13 protein-coding genes and 1 pseudogene are annotated in these 18,641 nt (G+C 37.2%); 4 read left to right on the top strand and 10 right to left on the bottom strand.

From position 1 onward, the window contains the following. From H1P_RS19795 to H1P_RS36305, 4 genes are all read right to left on the bottom strand, one after another. Nucleotides 1-1,352: nSTAND1 domain-containing NTPase (locus H1P_RS19795; protein WP_246141831.1), on the bottom strand; the 1,352-nt coding region annotated here is incomplete at its 3' end. Nucleotides 1,353-1,861: 509 nt separating this feature from the next. Then, nucleotides 1,862-2,989, bottom strand: coding sequence for a DUF1822 family protein (locus H1P_RS19790; RefSeq protein WP_144870559.1), 1,128 nt, complete (start codon nucleotides 2,987-2,989; stop codon nucleotides 1,862-1,864). A 15-nt stretch (nucleotides 2,990-3,004) separates the two neighbouring features. Continuing rightward, a complete protein-coding gene (locus H1P_RS19785; RefSeq protein ID WP_144870557.1) occupies nucleotides 3,005-4,396 on the bottom strand; it encodes a hypothetical protein in 1,392 nt (463 codons plus the stop codon). 485 nt (nucleotides 4,397-4,881) lie between these two features. After that, a complete protein-coding gene (locus H1P_RS36305; RefSeq protein WP_186376050.1) occupies nucleotides 4,882-5,031 on the bottom strand; it encodes a hypothetical protein in 150 nt (49 codons plus the stop codon). A 175-nt stretch (nucleotides 5,032-5,206) separates the two neighbouring features. Between H1P_RS36305 and H1P_RS39915 the strand changes: the two are divergent. Then, nucleotides 5,207-5,374, top strand: a pseudogene (locus tag H1P_RS39915) (WD40 repeat domain-containing protein); the annotation flags it as partial. 456 nt (nucleotides 5,375-5,830) lie between these two features. Here H1P_RS39915 and H1P_RS19775 read toward each other — a convergent pair. Beyond that, complete coding sequence (locus H1P_RS19775; RefSeq protein ID WP_144870555.1) at nucleotides 5,831-7,333, bottom strand: ATP-binding response regulator; 1,503 nt, start codon at nucleotides 7,331-7,333, stop codon at nucleotides 5,831-5,833. Between the two features lie 285 nt (nucleotides 7,334-7,618). Further along, nucleotides 7,619-9,268 (bottom strand): tetratricopeptide repeat protein, encoded by a 1,650-nt coding sequence (locus H1P_RS19770; RefSeq protein WP_144870553.1) that lies wholly within the window; start codon nucleotides 9,266-9,268, stop codon nucleotides 7,619-7,621. A gap of 459 nt (nucleotides 9,269-9,727) precedes the next feature. On the opposite strand from H1P_RS19770, the gene H1P_RS19765 reads away from it, so the two are divergent. Continuing rightward, a complete protein-coding gene (locus H1P_RS19765; protein ID WP_144870551.1) occupies nucleotides 9,728-12,145 on the top strand; it encodes a sensor histidine kinase in 2,418 nt (805 codons plus the stop codon). 118 nt (nucleotides 12,146-12,263) lie between these two features. Here H1P_RS19765 and recQ read toward each other — a convergent pair whose 3' ends face one another. After that, entirely contained in the window at nucleotides 12,264-14,390 is a 2,127-nt protein-coding gene (gene recQ, locus H1P_RS19760; protein ID WP_144870549.1) for a DNA helicase RecQ, read from the bottom strand. A gap of 157 nt (nucleotides 14,391-14,547) precedes the next feature. Between recQ and H1P_RS19755 the strand changes: the two genes are divergently transcribed. After that, nucleotides 14,548-14,892, top strand: a complete 345-nt coding sequence (locus H1P_RS19755; RefSeq protein ID WP_144870547.1) for a hypothetical protein — start codon at nucleotides 14,548-14,550, stop codon at nucleotides 14,890-14,892. Between the two features lie 165 nt (nucleotides 14,893-15,057). Here H1P_RS19755 and H1P_RS19750 read toward each other — a convergent pair whose 3' ends face one another. After that, nucleotides 15,058-15,570, bottom strand: a complete 513-nt coding sequence (locus tag H1P_RS19750) for a pentapeptide repeat-containing protein (protein WP_144870545.1) — start codon at nucleotides 15,568-15,570, stop codon at nucleotides 15,058-15,060. 5 nt (nucleotides 15,571-15,575) lie between these two features. After that, a complete protein-coding gene (locus tag H1P_RS19745) occupies nucleotides 15,576-16,331 on the bottom strand; it encodes a LytR C-terminal domain-containing protein (RefSeq protein WP_144870543.1) in 756 nt (251 codons plus the stop codon). Between the two features lie 379 nt (nucleotides 16,332-16,710). Here H1P_RS19745 and H1P_RS19740 point away from each other — a divergent pair, with 379 nt between their 5' ends. Beyond that, on the top strand, nucleotides 16,711-17,772 hold the full coding sequence (locus tag H1P_RS19740) for a mannose-1-phosphate guanylyltransferase (RefSeq protein ID WP_144870541.1): 1,062 nt from the start codon (nucleotides 16,711-16,713) through the stop codon (nucleotides 17,770-17,772). Between the two features lie 203 nt (nucleotides 17,773-17,975). On the opposite strand, the gene H1P_RS19735 is transcribed toward H1P_RS19740, so the two are convergent. Beyond that, nucleotides 17,976-18,494 carry a P-loop NTPase gene (locus H1P_RS19735; RefSeq protein WP_144870539.1) on the bottom strand — a complete coding sequence of 173 codons (519 nt, stop codon included), beginning with the start codon at nucleotides 18,492-18,494 and terminating at the stop codon, nucleotides 17,976-17,978. Nucleotides 18,495-18,641 lie beyond the last annotated feature (147 nt).

Here is an 18,641-nt window from a genome sequence, read left to right as displayed (position 1 = left end):
GTCACAATTTGCCAATCAGCGTTCTTAGCACGACGTAATTGGGGTACTAACCCTGCAAACACAACCGAAGATTTACCGCTTCCAGAAGCTCCCACAATTGCCACAAAAGGATTTTGCTCTGTCTTTACTCGTAAATCGGCAACAAATTGTTCTCGTCCAAAAAATAAATCCGCATCTCGTTCTTGAAAAGCAAATAATCCTCGATAGGGACAGGGAGGAATACCACCGAGATCCAACCAATTTGGCGATCGCACTGCGGGATTTTGACAGATCACAGGTAGCCAAGACGCTGCGGGATATTCTGACTCTAAACCCCGTAACCGACATCTTGCCTGTTTAACAGCTAAATATAGAGGCAATTTCTCTACCGCAAACGCCAGCAAAAAGTAGTGAAAAAACTGTTGCGCCACTAAGTTGGGTACTGGCTCACGCATCACAATTACTTGAGGAATATGGAGCTTTTCTAAAGCATTAGCCAAACCCAAGCCATCACAAGAATTAAAAATTGCTAACTTCAAACCACGAGAAATTGCTGTTTTGAGAGCTTCTTCTAACTGTTCGATGGTCAGACTATTATAGTAAGGCTCTTCATTAATGTAGATTCTGCCTGTTTCCCCTTCTGTACGACTATGACCAGCAAAAAACAAGATATCCCAACCCTGAGTATCCCAAAGTTCGCGGTCAAATTCTCGACGGGAAGGCTTAATTAAAAACTTGGTTTCCGCATCTGGTAAAGCTTTCAGGGCGGTTTGCTCTGCTGCGATATCTATATCCTGACTATTGCCCAAAATAGCCAAAATACGCACTTTTTTACGGTTGACAGCCTGAGAAGGTAACTGCTTATATTCGGGACGGCTTAAAGCTATTTCCGAGTCTGGATAATCTTGTAAGAAGTTCCAACAGTGCCAAGGTAAACGCTTAACCAATTCATCGTCAGTTTCAATAATAATACGAATAGCTGCGGTAGTTGACAAATGCGATCGCAGTTTTCGCTCTAACTGTAAAAATTTAGAATATTGCAGCCAGTTATTAAATTCATTTGCCAAATCGGAACAAATCGCTTCAAAACTAAGTTGAGAAACCTGGGTAATCCCTGTTGTCTCAATTTCTAACTCATCATCATCATCTTCTTCTTCTGGGGAAGACAACATCACTAAACGTTGCGAAAAAGCCCGATAAGTAGCTTGCCAAACTTGATAGAAATCCCCTATTTTTGAAGCTTTAGGTAAAGTACCTGTAAATTGAGCCGACAGTGAATTATCTGTATCGATAATCTGGGCGGTAATGTAAAAAAAACCGCGATTAATATCACCTCTTCCCAAATTAATCACAACTGACTGAATACTTCTCAAATTATTACCTCTTTTTCTCTTTACATCTAATATTTGCTCTGTTTACTGAAAAATAAAGGAATTTTAAGCGAGTAGAATCAATTATTCTCTCCAGTTCATCAAATATATTTACTTTTTACTTGAATGTTATTTGATCGCAACGCGCCTCGCCAACGGCGAGATCGCTTCTTTGAGAATCTCTCAATTACTCTTGCTGGTACAAGATCAGTTTTGGATCACTATTGCTAAACTGTCACGCATTTAATTTGGGAAAACCCCCTGAACTCTCATATTATATACTTAAAGTAATTGGTTAAAAAGAAGAAAAGCGATCGCCAAGTCCAGAAATTATTGTAATATTGGTTGTTTTAACTCCGATAATAAAGATACTTGCATCACTGCCATTTTGGCTTTTTTGTTTAAAAGGAAAAAGCTTATAGCTTATAGCTTATGGCTTATGGCTTATGGCTGATAGCTACGAACCATATTATTAAAAGCTTCATCCATTGAATCACCAACGCGGAATTTTGCTATAGTTCAAAATCTTCTTTAACTTTCATGTCTTCGAGGGCAATTTCAATACTAAAACGTTTTCCCAGTTTTCCTTTAAAGGGTTTGAGTTGAATGTAATTGTCTCTTTCTCTGGCTTGAGATGATTGTAGAGTTTTACCTGCTTTAGAGAGTAAGGTAAGCTGCACTTGAGGAGGTAAATATTGCTCTCCACTAATCGGATATAGTTGAATTACTACTCCTAGTTTATTTTCCTCTTCTTCTTTGACTGTTACTAGCAATGCCATAGTAATGTTGTTTAGTTCTACTCCTAGATTGATTAACTTACCTTTTTTATACTCCAAAGCAACGTTGCGGGTACTATAAGCTAAATTCATTTCTGAATCGATCAGTGTTTCAATTGCTGACCAACCTTCTATGACAGTATCTTGTAACCACTGAGTTAATTTTGTACGAGTAGCTGTTATGGTCGATCTTACAGTAGGGGTAGACTCGGTTTGTCCAACAGGTAAAGCGATCGCTTCTGGGGTAAGATGTTGACAGTAAGCTAAGAGGTGATTGGGTTCGGGATCGAACCAGGATAGAGGAAAAGAATAATCTCCATAAGATGTTTGCCAAGATTGGTTTCCTGGTGAAGCACTAGGCGTGGAATATGCTACTTGCCCTAAAGGACTAGCTTCCCTAAAGGACTCGCTACGCATCGCGCGACGCGAAGCAGCATTTCCGCCCACTAAATAAGCGTCTAAATTATCGCGACGTAATAAGCCTCTAAAAATAGCTTCTTCTGCTTCTTCGTTAATTTCCAACAATGCATAAAAATGAGTGGGGTGATTGTTTAACTGCTGTGATGATACCTGTACCATTTCATCTAACAAATTGCTAACAGCGATCGCAGTTATGGTAAAATCTCCTACCTGAAGATAATATATTTGCTTGGTAGTATCAATTTTTGGCGTAATTTTTGGCTGGGGTAAACGTTCGGCTAACCAGCTTTCTAAACCAAATAAAGCTATCAAATTCAAATAGGTTTGCCAGCGTTGTTTTTCTGCTTTTACATGATTACTAATGATATTGGCTCTCTGATAATCTTCGGTTTCGAGCCAAATTGTTTCTGGTAAAAGTAATCGGTGATCGCTAGAGTTAGTCATAGTTCTGTTGGTGGATTAGCTTGATGATTGTTGGCAGTAAAGACGAATTTTTTGAGCGTAGAGACTTTGTAGATCGCGATGTTTTCCTGATTTAATTTCGGCAGTTGCAGCTTGAAAAACTGCTTCATCGGCAAAGGCTTCAATTTGAATACTGAGGCTTTGTAAATCATTGGCACTAGGAGATGTGTCAGTCAAGCCTAGATTCTGGGTTTTTTGCAAAATAATTGTTAATAATCGCTGTACGGTTTGAGTTCTGACAGTATTTAAGATATCTCCAGGGTTTAAAACTCTTCTAGCCTGACTCCAATTACTAAATCCCAACAGGGGAGCAATTTCTCCAAGAGACTTTTTCTGACAGTAATATAGCTCTAAACCAGTGACAAATTTAGCTGCAAAGGGTCGATATTTGGTGCTTTTGTTTAACTTAGCAATACGGGTGCTAATGGTTTGCTTGATGGCTGTAACTAAAGCTTTATTAAGACTATCTTGGATAAAATTTAGTAATTCTTGTTCCTCAGAAGCGAGCGCATTGTTAGAATTCTCAGTGGGTAAATCGTTTCTGAACGCATAATTACCACTATCGGGTTCGTAAATTTCCAAAGGCTCTCGGTAACTCCAAATATCGTATTGTCTTAACAGACTGGCTACTTTTTTTAACGCAGCAAATACTGATTTTGCACTGGGAAAGATACAATTACGCTCGCGTAACAGAGTTTGCATCTCCTGCAATTGCTCTTGAGTTGGATTGGGACATTTACCCATCCTTTTTACTTTTTGTTGACGGCGATCTCGGCGATAAACTGCGTGAAAAACTTCTATTAACTGGCGATCGCTAGTTGTTAACTGAGCTATTTGTTTAACTCCCGTACTATTCAACATCGCCCAATCGCTAAGGTGTTGAAAACCAAATTCAGCTAAAAATTTTTTCAATTCTGGATGCTGTTTGGTTTGTAAAAATGCCCAGTTATCCAAACTCATACTGGAGTTATCGGATTTATAAGAAGCTACAATCTCAACTGTAAATAACCTGTATTGGGCAGCTTGAGTATTGCCATCGCGATCGATAATTAACTGAGTTTTACCATCTTCAGCTAGAATAATTTCTTGTTGGCCATCATCATTAAGTACAAAAGGTAGCAAATCACGATAGTTGAAATTATCGTTACTGCTAAATAAAGCAGCTAGTTTTTGACAAGATTTCAGAATTGGGTAGGAAATATAACAACGCAAACATAATCCTGCTACTGAGGAATTAGAGTTAAATGAAGGCAATAAAGTATTAATTGCTTCTGTAGAAGATAAGTTCTGAGAAAATTCTTGGGCTGCTGTAATCTCTTTAAACTCATATCCTTGATTATTAGCAAGACTAAGACGGCAAATCTGCCAGTATTTTGATAAACCATTCATGGATAGTATCTATCCTTATGTTTTGTTTTTAGTTAATAATAATTAATTGTTTGAGAATTTAAGAGTATGGGAGCTACCTAATCACCTCCGTCAAAACTATAGTAGTTTTACTAGATTAAGGTTTAGAAAAATAGGCAACATCATTAAAGTGTCGAAAAAATTAGGGATTTTTTGAGCATTAAGGCGATTAATCTTACCAAAATCTTGCTAGAAAGCAATTTCTGAGTCTAACTATAGTGCCAATTCTGGAATAAAATTGCGATCGCGCTCCATATCAAAGACAGATAATTTATGGTTGCTCGCGATTTATGGGCATTTCTTTGATACAACTTTGATTAATTTCAGAATTGCAGTTTTTTGTGTTGGCTATGTTGGCTAATTGATTAATGGCAATTGTGTTTGACTGCATAGTTTGAATTAGTGTTATTGATTGTAATCTGTAATAAGTACAAATTTTTTTGACTTATGCAGTAAATTTTTTAGCGTTAATAAATAATGATAGGGTTAATGGTTGATTGCTCATGGCTAATGGCTGATTGTTCACCAGTAACTGATGATTGATGATTGGTCACTGATAACTGATAAGCGATCGCTGAACGTTTAGGGAAATTTCTGAAAATTAGCTCGCTTGCCATTAGCTTGCTTGCTATAAGCTTGAATAGCTACCAGAAGAATGTATCGTTCTTCATTTATGAAATTTCTAGTAATTGTTGTTGCGACTTGTTTACTAATCTTGATCGAATACAAATTTGAGGTGATTGACTATATCTTGCAGCTACTTATAGTCGTTCGCTTCCATCGAGTTTTTTCATCGGTGCGCCCAGAGGTTCTGATGCACGTTTTTACGGACGTATTCGCGTCTGGCGGATAGAAGATGGCAAACAGCTAGCAACATTTCGCGGTCATAAACGTAGAACCTATGGAATCGTATTTAGTCCTGATAGTAAGTTTTTAGTTTCTACTGGTGCAGATGGAAAGGTTCGTTTCTGGAAAATGCCACCACGTAACTATAGTTGGTTATGGTTATTAGGTGCAACAGGATTAGCTACTTTTGTTTACCGGCGAAGAAGGCATATTGGCACTGTGTAGTTGGATTTTGAGGACTAGCACCAATTATCAAACATGAGATTGCTGCAATAAACAGTTTAATTATTTTCATCAAACTACAATTATTAATGACAAAGATACTTTCTCAAAATTACTAATAACTTAGTCTTCAAGCTTGCATAAAAAATTACGCAGCTTACTTTTTGTGTAATTACATCAAACAAATAACTATTAAAGGCGATCGCTTGTTTGTCCACTATTTTTGGTTCTGACAACAAAAATAATTTGTAAGTTGGAGATTGCATTGTCCCGTCGAGGGCTTACTAATTTTTCTGATTGTCCGATACCTATTTTTTGATGACCCTTACTTTTTACTGCATTATCTCATTATTCTGTCAATTCGTGAGTCCTAGGTAAATCAACATAAAAAATACTACCTTTACCCAAAACACTTTCTACCCAAATTTTGCCATTGTGTCGCTCAATGATGTGACGACAAATAGCTAGTCCTAAACCTGTTCCCCCTTTACTGCGGGAGTCAGAAGCATCTACTTGTTGGAAACGTTCAAAGATAGAATCTAATTTATCAGTGGGAATACCTCTACCTGTATCTTGTACGATTATCTTACAGCGATCGCCTTCAAGACTGGCAGTTAACTGAACTACTCCCCCTGGTTTGGTAAACTTGATGCCATTACTGAGTAAATTAGTGAGTGTTTGTAAAAGACGATCTGGATCGACCCTAATAGATACACTACAGGGTTCGAGCAGCAAGTTTACCTCAGCTTTTTCTGCCATTGCTTGCATCGTTTCTATAGCTTGGATCAAAAGCGGTTGCAAATCACACTGTACTGGTTCAATAGCAATCTGACCTGACTCGATTCGTTCTAAATCTAAGATATCGTTAACCAAACGGGTCAAACGTTCTGTATTACGAATCGCTACCTTTAAGATTTGCTTTCCGCGATCGCTCAGAATACCAAGTTGACCAGAATTTAATAAGTCTAATGCTCCAATAGTAGAAGTCATGGGAGTTCTTAGTTCATGACTTACTAAAGAAATAAATTCATTTTCTAACCGCTTACGCTCAGTAATATCGTTCATAATCTGGAGAGTAGATTTAGTTCCCCCCCATTCAATTAACTCTAACGAAAGCAATACCGTTTTAATTTGACCCAATTTAGTAAGAAAGTTTAGTTCTTGATTATGAACAAAACCTTGTAAGCTGGCTTTTTGTAATGCTTGGTGGTATTTTTCAGAATCTTGGGGCGAATAGAGATGCAGAATATTGCGATCGATTATCTCAGCTTTTGTGTAACCACTCATTTGTAAAAGACTTTTATTAACTTCTAACAATTGTCCTTCGCGATAAGTAGCGATCGCAATAGGATTGGGACAAGCGCGAAAAGCTTTAGCAAATTTATCCTCAGCAGCAGTTTTTTGGGCTATTTCCTGCTGTAACTGACTATTTTGGGCTTGAAGCTTGATTTGTAAATGACGAATAGTTAGGTGAGTATTTAATCTTGCTAGAACTTCTTCTACTTGAAAAGGCTTAGTGATATAGTCCACGCCACCAGCTTGAAAAGCTTTGACTTTATCAAAAACATCTCCCAAAGCACTGATAAAAATGATGGGAATATTACGAGTGCGATCGTCTGCCTTGAGGTGTTGACAGACTTCGTAGCCGTTCATTTCTGGCATTTTGACATCCAGCAGAATTAAATCGGGAGGTGCTGCTTTAGCACCCCTTAAAGCGGTAGAGCCTTTGGTAACACTTCGGACTTTATAACCTTTCTCTGTTAACATCTGAGACAACAAAGCTAAATTCTCTGGCGTATCATCGATCGCTAGAATATCGGCTTTTGGAATCTGCTTATGCTCTCTAGACATTAATTTTGGCAAACAAAATATTAACTACCAAAATAGTACCGCAGCTACAATATTTTTGATTGACCATTAAAATTGGCGTTGATGGTTTAAGTAATGAAACATAAAATATTACTGTTCGTAGCTTTAGGCTCTAAGACGGGGCGTATCCCCATCTCTTGACAATGTAAACTTTTGAGGTCTCCTCAAAAGACAGCCCCTCCTCTAAGCTCTAAGCTTTTGAGAACTTTTTATTCGCTCCTGCAAGTTAACTAAATAGAGTTGAAGCATTACATATTCAGCAACGCCTTAAAATTTAGAAGCCGTTAATCGAACATCTGCATCTTGCCAAGCAGATTCAAACTGTTGTTGGATTGTTTGAGCTTCTGAATCTTTGGCTTGTGCTTGCAGACTTTGAGCCAACCCAAATAATGACCAACCATTATCAGGGTAGATAGCTAAATCTTCTTTGTATACTTGTTCTGCTGATGCATAACGCTGAGCTTTTAGTAAAGCTGCACCTAGATATTGTCTCACAGGAGTAGACCAATCAGCAGGTTCATCGTAGTTTAGAGCATCTTCTAAGTTGACTGCTTTTCGTAAATGAGCGATCGCTTTAGGATATTTGCCTTGTTTAGCTGCTATTTCTCCAGTCAATGCTTCAGTGGCAACTTTGAGTATGCTTTGGGTAGTATTAATATCCCAAATAGTTACTTCTGCTAATTCTGGATCGTTTGCCAGTAATTCTAATCCTTCTGACTCTTTCTGGGCTTCCGCTATCTTATCTTGAGCAGTGTAAGCTAATCCTCTAGCATAGTGCCATATTCCCATCGGATATTTGAGAGCTGCTTCTGGTTGCAGTGTAGCCAGAATTTGCTCCCATTGTCCAAACCGAATCATCGTAAATAGGGGAACAGAAGAGAAATGTTGTAATGTACCCATACCAGGTTCGCGCATCATTTGAGTATCGACCATTTTAGCGACATTTTGCCCCGCTTCGGTCGCTAATTGGCTATTTCCCTCCATAGTGGCAGCAAACCATAAGAAATGATGATTATGAGGCACATAAGCTAGGGTATAGACCCCTTGAGCATGGCATTGAGTGATATATTCATTATCTACAGCGATCGCATTTTGATTGGTAACGGCTGCATCGTGATACCGACCCACTCTAATATAAATATGGGATGGCATATGTACTAAATGTCCCGAACCTGGAACTAAGCTACGCAGACGATCTGCTGCGGAAATACCTTGTTCTGGGCGTACCGCTTCCACTGCATGGATGTAAAGATGGTTTGCTCCTGGGTGATTAGGCTCTCGTTGCAAAATTGATTCTAAGGTATCAAGTACTTTTTGAGTTTCTGGCTTGGGTTCTCCTTTTTCTGTCCAATAATCCCAAGGCATAGTATCCATTAATGCCTCAGCATAGATAGTAGCTGCATCCATGTCATTGGAATATTCTTGAGTCACTTTTTCCATAGCTTCAGCATAAGCAATATCTAAAGAACTACGATCTTTTAATGGTCGATCTGTATAACGTTTAGCTAATGCATTAATATACGCTTGTTCTGAATTGCTACTACTTTTAGCTAGCTGCACCGCCTGTTGCATAGCTGCATAAGATTCTGGTACAGCATCATCTTCCATTTGGGCATTAATATTGGGACCCAAAACATAAGCCAATCCCCAATTACACATTGCACAATCGGGATCGAGCTTGATAGCTTGGCGAAAAGAACGGGCTGCTTCTGCATGATTAAAACCGTAGGCTAAAACTAATCCTTGGTCGAAATAGCGTTGTGCTTGGGGTGATTTTGTTGTAATAAGATGGTGATGGCTTCCCATTCCAGTAAACAAAGGTGCAGTTGATTGCCTAACTTCACCTGATGTAGAACTAAACAGACTGAAGCTAATAGTTAAAAAGACACTAATAATAAAAATTTGCCAGCGTTTCATTGTGTTGACCTCTCTCTATTCATTAGCACTAGCTCCACTGTTTTGTCCTCAAAAATCGGGAACTGTGCAGAACTTAAATTTGTAATACACCACAGTTATAAAAATGAATCGGGATTAACTAGGGAAGAAATCAATATTCAAGAAGTCAGTGATAGAGGTTTGGCAATGCTTTGCTCCTAATCGATCTCATCTCAGAATTTTATTGTTCATCCCTAATTCTTCCCGATTAATACTTAATGTGGTGGTCAGCAAAGATAAACACTGAACAATCAAGGAATTGAGGGATAAAATTTAGCAATAAATAGAATAATATGCCAAAAGTTTGTGCTAAAAACCAAGGGGGTTGAGGAACAAAATAGCGATTGCCAAAAATCAGCTTTTGGCTATCCACACTAGTACGAGATTTTCTCCAATCGCAATACTAAGTATTAAACAACCTATTTATATATAAATCTCAATATGACATTCAAGCTGCTCTCCAAGATAAATAAGTCTTATCGCAACCTTTCTCTACAAAATATTATTACTATTCCTTTTTTGCTACAAATATTTATCACAGTAGGATTAGTCGGTTATCTTTCTTGGAGAAATGGTGAACGAGCAGTTAATAATGTGACGAGCAAACTAAGAAGTGAAGTGACTGCGGGAGTCAAACAACACCTAGAGAATTATCTAGAAACACCTCATTTGATTGTTCAGTTAAAACAAAATAATATCAAACTACAACAATTAACTGTTGCTAATTTTCTGGACTTACAACAAGACTTTTGGTCAACTATTCAGTTATTTAATTCTGTACGAGCTATTTATTTAGGGAATTCAGCAGGAAGGTTTATTTATATCAGACAACAAGATCGTCAAAATTATCTCGAAGAAGTAACAGAAGCACCTGAACGGAAAACTTATACTTTAAATAGTGTGGGTGAAAAACAGGAACTATTAGAGGTAGATGAATACGATCCCAGGCAGCGTCCTTGGTATACTAAAACTCAATTAACCCAAGGTAATAACTGGAGCGAAATTTATCCTTTTGCTGATGGAAAATTAGGTATCACCGCAGCAGGTTTATTGCAAGATAGTCAAGGTAAAACTCAAGGAATAGTTGGTGTTGATTTAGTTTTGAGTGGAATTGGTGATTTTTTAAGAAGTATCGAAGTTAGCGAAAATGGTCAGGTTTTTATTCTCGAACGCAACGGTTATTTAGTGGCAACTTCTACCGATGAAGCACCGTTTACTTATAATCAAGATGAAGAAAAAGAACAACGTTTGCGAGCTATTGATAGCCAAAACTTTTTAATCAAAGCTACATCGCAATATATAACTGAGCATTTTCATAGTTTACATAACATAAATAGCTCAAAACAACTAGATTTGAAGTTCAAAGGCGATCGCCATTTAGTCCAAATTGTACCATATCAAGATGAGCTTGGCTTAGATTGGTTGATTGCGGTGGTAATACCAGAAGCCGACTTTATGGCGGAGATTAATGCTAATACCCGCAATACTATTTGGTTATGCTTAGGAGCTTTGGCTGTAGCGATTATCCTGGGTATTTATACTTCTCAAAGAATTGCTCAACCAATTGCTAATCTCAGTCAGGTAACTAACTTGATGGCTCAAAGTGCGCGAGCCAAAAATACCAGCACGAAACTTTATCCTGTTGTTGAAGCAAAAAGCATTAAAGAATTAAAACTGTTGGCGCAGTCTTTTAACGAAATGGTGCTGTACCTCAAGACTGCTTTTAGAGATTTAGAAAATACTAATCAAGAACTAGAAAATCGTGTTAAACAGAGAACAGAAGCTTTAGTAATGGCGAAAGAAGCTGCTGATGCTGCAAATCGCGCTAAAAGTGTTTTTTTAGCGAATATGAGTCACGAATTACGAACTCCTCTCCATGCTATTTTAGGTTTTACTCAGGTTGCTTTACAAAATTCTACTCTTCAGCCACAGCAAAGAGCCAACCTAGTTACTGTTAAACGCAGTGGGGAGCATCTATTAACTTTAATTAACGATATTTTAGAGGTGTCTACGATAGAAGCAGGTTCAGTTTCAGTGAGCGAAAAACAGTTCGATCTGCATCTATTACTGGAAAATTTGGTTCAAATGTTTAGATTACGCTTGTCTACGCAGTCGCGCTCTGCAAGACTCCATAATAAAAACATAGAACTCAGATTCGATCTGGCTCCCGATCTTCCCCAGTATATTCAAAGCGATCCTGTAAAGCTCAAGCAAATTCTGATTAATCTCATTGAAAATGGCATTAAATTTACTTCTAAAGGCAGAGTAACCCTGAAAGTTAAACCAATAAAAAATCAGTTAGCAGCAAAATCCGATCTCAAAGTAATTAGCTTCACTGTCGAAGATACTGGTTGTGGTATCTCACCATCTGAACTAGAATCAATTTTTATTCCTTTTACCCAAACTAGACAATTTTCTCCTCAACAAGGAACAGGATTAGGATTAGCTATTAGTCAACAATTTGCTCATTTGTTAGGAGGAGAAATCAAGGTTAGTAGTATTTTTGGCAAAGGTTCGACATTTGAGTTTCAAATCCCAGTGATTTTAGTAAATCGTACCCAGTTTTTAGTTAATTCAACTACTCAGCAATCGGCAATATATAATATGACATCTTTGCCTAAAAAAGAGCGACAACATCAGTTATATACCTGTTCAAAAGCGATCGATATATCTGCTTTAGCCAGTATGCAATCTCAATGGATTGCTAAACTTCAGCAAGCTGCTATTGAAGTTGATGCAGATACTATTATGAATTTAATCCAAGAAATTCCTCCAGATAATTCTGCTTTAGCCAAAGCACTTACCGAACTAACTAATAACTACTGTTTTGATGAAATTGTCGAACTAACTGAAGCTTAAGCTTAGAGTGGATTTCGTTTCTCTTCTTACAAAAGGTGCTTTGGAAGGGAAAGCTAAGGGGCTGATTCCGATCCTAAATCAAAAAATCTTTGCCATCAAGATTACTCTATCGTTAACTTTATTTTTGGCTACGCCACCAGCCTCGTACTAGTTTTAATTCATCATAGCTATAAGATTCACCCAAAAATTCCCTCAGAGTTTTTAAAGATAGATCGCCATGAACATAAATTGCATCTATGATTAATTTTTGTTTTTCTGCGGTTACTAATTGATTTAAAGCTACTGGCTGATTCATTTCCAAAAGCTCACTGAGATGAGTAGAAATAGTAGTAGTAGCATATCCCCTTTGTTCTGCTATTTCTGTAATGTTTAAGCCTTGCTGATGGAGTTGTAGAGTTGTCATTTGACTTTTACTGGGTAAAGGCTTGGGCAGTTCTTGCGATCGCACAAATTCTTGAATAATGCTCAGAAACTGCTCTCCATACTGCTGTAGTTTGTGTTGATTAACTCCAGATATTTTAGTGAATTCAGTGGCATTTTTGGGTTGTAATTGTGCCATTAATTTGAGAGTAGAATCGGCAAAGATTACGTAGGGAGCAATTGATTGTAGATCGGCAATATTTTTCCGTAATACTTTAAGTTTATCGTAGAGAATTTCGGCTTCTGCTTGGCGAGGATTATAAGCTTTATTTACTTGAGAATTAGCTGGTTTATTAATGGCAACAGTAACGGATTTTTGTTTCCTCAGAATTTCCCAACTACGTTTGTTTAATTTTAAAATGCGATAGCCATCATTGCTTTCACTTAATAGTCCTTGATGGAGTAAAGATCGCCCTAACATTTTCCATTCATCAAGGGTTTTATTTTTACCAATGCCATGAGTAGATAATAAATGATGTCCGTATTGCTGTACTTTTTTACTGCGAGAACCACGAAGGACATCTATAATCTGTCTCATGCCAAATTTCTGTTCACAACGGGCAACACAAGAGAGAAATTTTTGAGCTTCTATAGTCCAATCTTCTGTAGGTTTAGGATTAAGACAATTATCACAATTACTACAGTTTCCTGAAAATATTTCGCCAAAGTAACGCAAAACAATAGTACGTCGGCAAGTTGTTCCTTCAGCGTAATCTACTACTTGATTGAGTTGTTGCTTAGCAATTCTTTGCTCATTAATATCGGGTTTTTGAGCTATTAAATAATCAATTTTTTTGAGATCGCCAAAGCTAAAAAAGAGGACTGATTTGGCTGCTTCACCATCCCTTCCTGCTCTTCCAGATTCTTGATAAAAACTTTCTAAACTGCGGGGTAAATCAAAATGAAACACAAACCTGACATCGGGTTTATTAATACCCATTCCAAAGGCGATAGTAGCAACAATTACTCTGACATCATCTCTTAAAAAACTGGTTTGATTGTTCGCTCTTTCTCGATCGCTCAATCCTGCATGGTAAGGTAAAGCATCAATCCCATCATTTTTTAGTTTTAAGGCTACTTCTTCTACTTTACGACGACTTAAACAGTAAACAATTCCCGCGCCTGATTGTTGCTTAATTGCTTGAAGTAAGTGATAGTAACTGTTACTATCTTTAGCTCTAACTTCGTAACTTATATTAGGACGATTGAAACTTGCAAGATGAACATTAGGTTGCCGTAATCTTAGTTGTCCAATTATATCTTGCTGCACTCTTTTCGTGGCAGTAGCAGTCAGCGCAGTAATCGGTATCTTGGGGTATTGCTGTCGTAATTGTCTTAGTTGACGGTATTCTGGACGAAAATCATGTCCCCAATCTGAAACACAGTGGGCTTCATCAATAGCGATCGCACTTACCCCAACATGAGATACAATCTGTTGTAGAAAGGGATTAAAACGCTCGTTTAAGAGTCTTTCTGGCGCAACATAAAGTAGTTTAATTTTACCCTGGAGAATTGCTTGTTGACGCGATCGCTCTGTGGCATAATCTAGGGTACTATTCAAAAAAGTAGCTCCGATACCATTGTCTTGCAAAGAATCTACCTGATCTTGCATTAGAGCGATCAAAGGAGAAACTACAATAGTCAAGCCTGGTTTCAGTAAGGCTGGTAATTGGAAGCAAAGAGATTTACCACCCCCTGTAGGCATAATAACCAGCAAATCTCGATTATTAATCGCTTCTTCAATAATTTGTTTTTGCCCAGGGCGAAATACATCATAACCAAAGAAATGCTTTAGGGCTGATTCTAAAGAGCTAAATTGAACCACAATCAATTAATAAAATGCTTATTTCCTCTATAGTAAATTAACTTAAATAAGAATTAGAGCGAAAAAATTTTATAAAGCTGTTACGTCAGTAAAAGTAATTGGGAACTATAGGTATCAGTGATATATAAATTTTGATTTGATAATTATGATAAAAGCTTTGAAGTCAACTCAATATTTTTGTAAACTCAGCAATATATCTTTATTTTTACCAGTTGTTATCTGTTTAGTGTTTAATCTAGACACTAAATTAGTAGAGGCTTATCCTTCTAGAAGAGAAGCTGTCAGAGAATATGATATCTGCGAAAAGAGAAAAGAGATTTTAGATAAAGTAACGTGCATGACAGTTTTAAGAAATGGTTTAGAAGGTAATTATTATTACTACTATGAGACTGTAGATCTTTCTAGACAATTAGAAGATTATTCTAATCAAAAACTAAAAAGTATGTACCAAAAAGAGCGTCAACTTGTCGAACAGTATTTAGCTAGTTTGTCTAACGAATAATTATAATTAGATTAAAATCAAAACTTTTTTACAACACTTTTCTAGGAAAAAAATAACTTTATTCTAAAAAAATTTAATTAGCTAATTTCAATAAACTACAAACTTGATACTTTCCTTACGACCGTAGAGACACGATATATCGCGTCTCTACTTATTATTTTTTATTTAATCTCGACACAATAAACTTTCTCTAGTAGCAATTCCTGTAGTGGGGTTAACTCCTTCGGCTCTTTGACAAAGAAGATATACTTGATAGCGATCTAAAATCGCCCCCGAAAAATCTGCACCAGTAATATCAGTATTTTCAAAAGTAGTGCTAGTAGCTATAATATCTTGCAAGATAGCATTAGTAAGATCGGAATTTTCAATTGCCACTCTATCCATAAGAGATGCTGTTAAATCTACTCCAGACAAATTAGTATTAGTAAATACTGCTTTAGTCAAAATTGTTTGACTCAAATTTGAAGCTGAAAAGTCAGAATTACGCACATCAGCAGCAGCAAATACCCCTCCTTTTAAGTCCTTATGGGAAAAATCAGCATCATATATTTCGCTGTAAGTATAATTAACTGAACTATCTTGAGCATTAACAGGTTGTGCTGAGCATAAAATTAAAATTATAGCCAGACAAATTAAAGAAATAGCTGTAAAAAAATTTTGAAAAAGTTGTTTAATCATAACAGTTATTCTTCATAGTAAATAAAATTTTGATTAGTAGCAAAAGATTTCGCATCTTCTCCTAAATGTATAGTTAATTGTGATGTTACATTACCATCAAAAGAGCGATTATCTGCCAAATCTAAAATACCAAGATTCAAAGTGGTTTTCAGATAATTAGCAGCTTCTACATCTTGTGAGTGGCTGATAATAATAGTTCGACTTATATTTAGTGGTTTAGATTTAGCGATCGCAATATTTCTGAATTCTCGTTCTTGTAAATAAGCATAAACTTGTTTGGCTAACTCTGGATCATTTGTTGTATTTTGAATAATAATTTTAATCTCTTTAAAATTGCGATCGGGAAATGCTAAAGAATCAAAAGCAGAAAAAAACTTAATTGAAGTTATACCACCTTTTAAAAAGGTCCGATCTGCTAATTGATAATCGGAAAACAACCAAGAATTGTTACCTATCATAAAAGAAAATTCTGTCGGTTTTGATACTAAATTATCGAGACTCAGAGGGGTAATATAAAACTCATCTTGTTCGACAACAGTATTATTTAAAGAGCTTGAAGATTGGTAACTATTAGACACTTGATGATTTCGCTCTCCAATAACTTCTTTTCTGTCGAGATAAACAACCTTAGTAACACTAGCACCAAAAGCAACAGAGATTGCAGCAGTCCAGGTAAAGATAATACCCCAAAACAATCCACGGTGAAAAGAAGATAGCAAAATATATCTGGAATCAGTCTTGTTTGATAATTTGTAATTCACAGTTGATATAACTTAATATTATTGCAAGTAAAATATATATTTCTTAAATATCACTCTTGTACAGTAGGCAATCATTCTCTGTCAACTCGCGCGTGCTTAAGGCGACGGGGCTTATCCCCATCTCTTGGACAAGTAAACTTTTGAGGTTTCCTCATAAAGATAGCCCATCAGGAAACTTCGCCTCTCTTGGTCAGCATTCGGTTGTTCCCAAATGCGTCGGGTATAAAACTCTTATGCCGATATTATCCCACAGAGATGGGACTCAGGGTCTGACCGCAAGTTCGCTCGTCAACCAATCCCCTAATTTTAGTTAGGGGACAAAACCAGAGTTGATTGCTAGTTATAGTAGTGTTGCATAAAGCTAGAGGTAGACAGATCAATGGAAACACAAGTAATTCCCATTATCCTTGCTGGGGGTAAAGGAGAGCGTTTTTGGCCAGTTAGTCGTTTGAAGCGACCCAAACAGTTTTTATGCTTAGATGGTAGTGGTCGAAGCTTAATGCAAGCTACAGCAGATCGCCTGTTAAACTTAGCAGGAGGCTGGGAAAACCTCTGGGTGATTACCTCTTCGATTATTGCTGATGGGGTTAGAGAACAGCTACCAGAGTTACCCGAAAGTAATTTGTTGGTTGAGCCTGAAGGAAAAGATACCGCCCCCGCAGTAGCTTGGGCAACAATAGAAGTAGCCAAACGTTATGGTAAAGAGGCTGTACTGGGTTTTTTCCCCGCAGATCATTGGATTGGGGATTGTAACGCTTACGAGGAAACCCTCAAAGCTGCGATGCAACAGGCTATAACTGAGCCTTCCATTGTTACTTTAGGTATTAAACCCAATCAACCTTCTACTGGCTACGGTTATATCGAACAAGCACAAGAAAAAAGTAACTTTAACAATTTACCTGTTTATCAAGTAACTCGCTTTACCGAGAAACCAGACAAAAAGACAGCCCAAGCTTTTATTGATACTGGTAAGTACAGTTGGAATAGTGGAATCTTTATTTTCCAAGCAGGGGTAGTATTAGATGAATTAAGTATTCACGCCCCAGAAATTCTGAATCCTCTGTTAGAAAAAGGTAAGGCTGCTTATGCAGAATTAGAAAAGCTTAGTATTGACTATGCTCTGATGGAGAAAACTAAACTAGCTTGTGTCTTACCCGCTAACTTTGGTTGGGACGATCTTGGTGACTGGAATGGAGTCGAAAGATTACTCAAAAAAGATCGCGACAATGTGGAATTAGCCACTCACATCGGTCTCGATAGTAAAGGTACAGTGCTTTATGCTAGTGATGAAGATGAGGTTATTGTCACTATTGGGTTAGAAGATGTAGTAGTGGTACGGGATGGTAAAGTTACTCTGGTAGTTAAGAAAGATCGCACCCAGGATATTAAAAAGGTAGTGAAATCTTTATCTAAAGACGATCGCTTTAAAAAATTACTTTAAATTATTTGATCTCTAACAGAAAAATAATAGTGGACAACAATTTTCAGGGTGAGTGGTATTAATTACTCGCCTTATTTTTTATCTATCTCTCTCAATAATAGCGATCGCTATTATGATACTGTTAGGATGAGCCTTCTTTGTTTATTGGTTAGGAGATAATTACTCCCCACTTCCCTACTCAAATAAGTAATACATCTCAAAACTCATGATTTGAGTCCAGAAATAGTTGTTTGAGACGCGATCTCCCAAGCGATAGTATTCAAAGTACTAACAAATATTGACGAGGGTTCAGCCAAGACCATCGGTAAACCGCGATCTCTATATTGGGGAACGGTCGAATCCAAAGGAATACAGCCAAGATACGGAACTCTTATTTTTGGCGTAAGGTTTTCACCGTCTTGAATTTCATACTTTTGCTGAGACATATCGGGAGCCATTTTATTGCTCATATTTTCTACTAAACCAAAAATAGGTACTTTCAATTGTTCAAACATCTTCAAAGTTTCATAGGTATCTGAATGAGTCTCCTGTTGAGCGGTGGCTATCATCACGACACCATATATAGGAAGAGCTTGAGCCAGAGCAAGTTGAACATCTCCGATTCCTGGCGGTAAGTTGACAAGAAGATAATCTAAATTTCCCCATTGCACGCCCTCAAGAATTTGCCTAACTGCTTTATTGAGCCAATCATCACACCAATCTTCCCATGGCTCTCGATCGATTAATGACTCACGGTTCGCTTAAATCAAAAATGATTAGGGAAATAAAATAGCTAAAGTGTATGCTGTTATTGAAATTCAATGAATAGAGAGAGCTATATTATTGAAAGGAACGATTTCAGAACGAGCAGATGATCTACCTCTAATCAT

It is taken from the genome of Hyella patelloides LEGE 07179, from assembly GCF_900659865.1.
Taxonomy (GTDB): Bacteria; Cyanobacteriota; Cyanobacteriia; order Cyanobacteriales; family Xenococcaceae; genus Hyella; species Hyella patelloides.
This window is presented reverse-complemented; position numbering and strand designations above follow the sequence as displayed.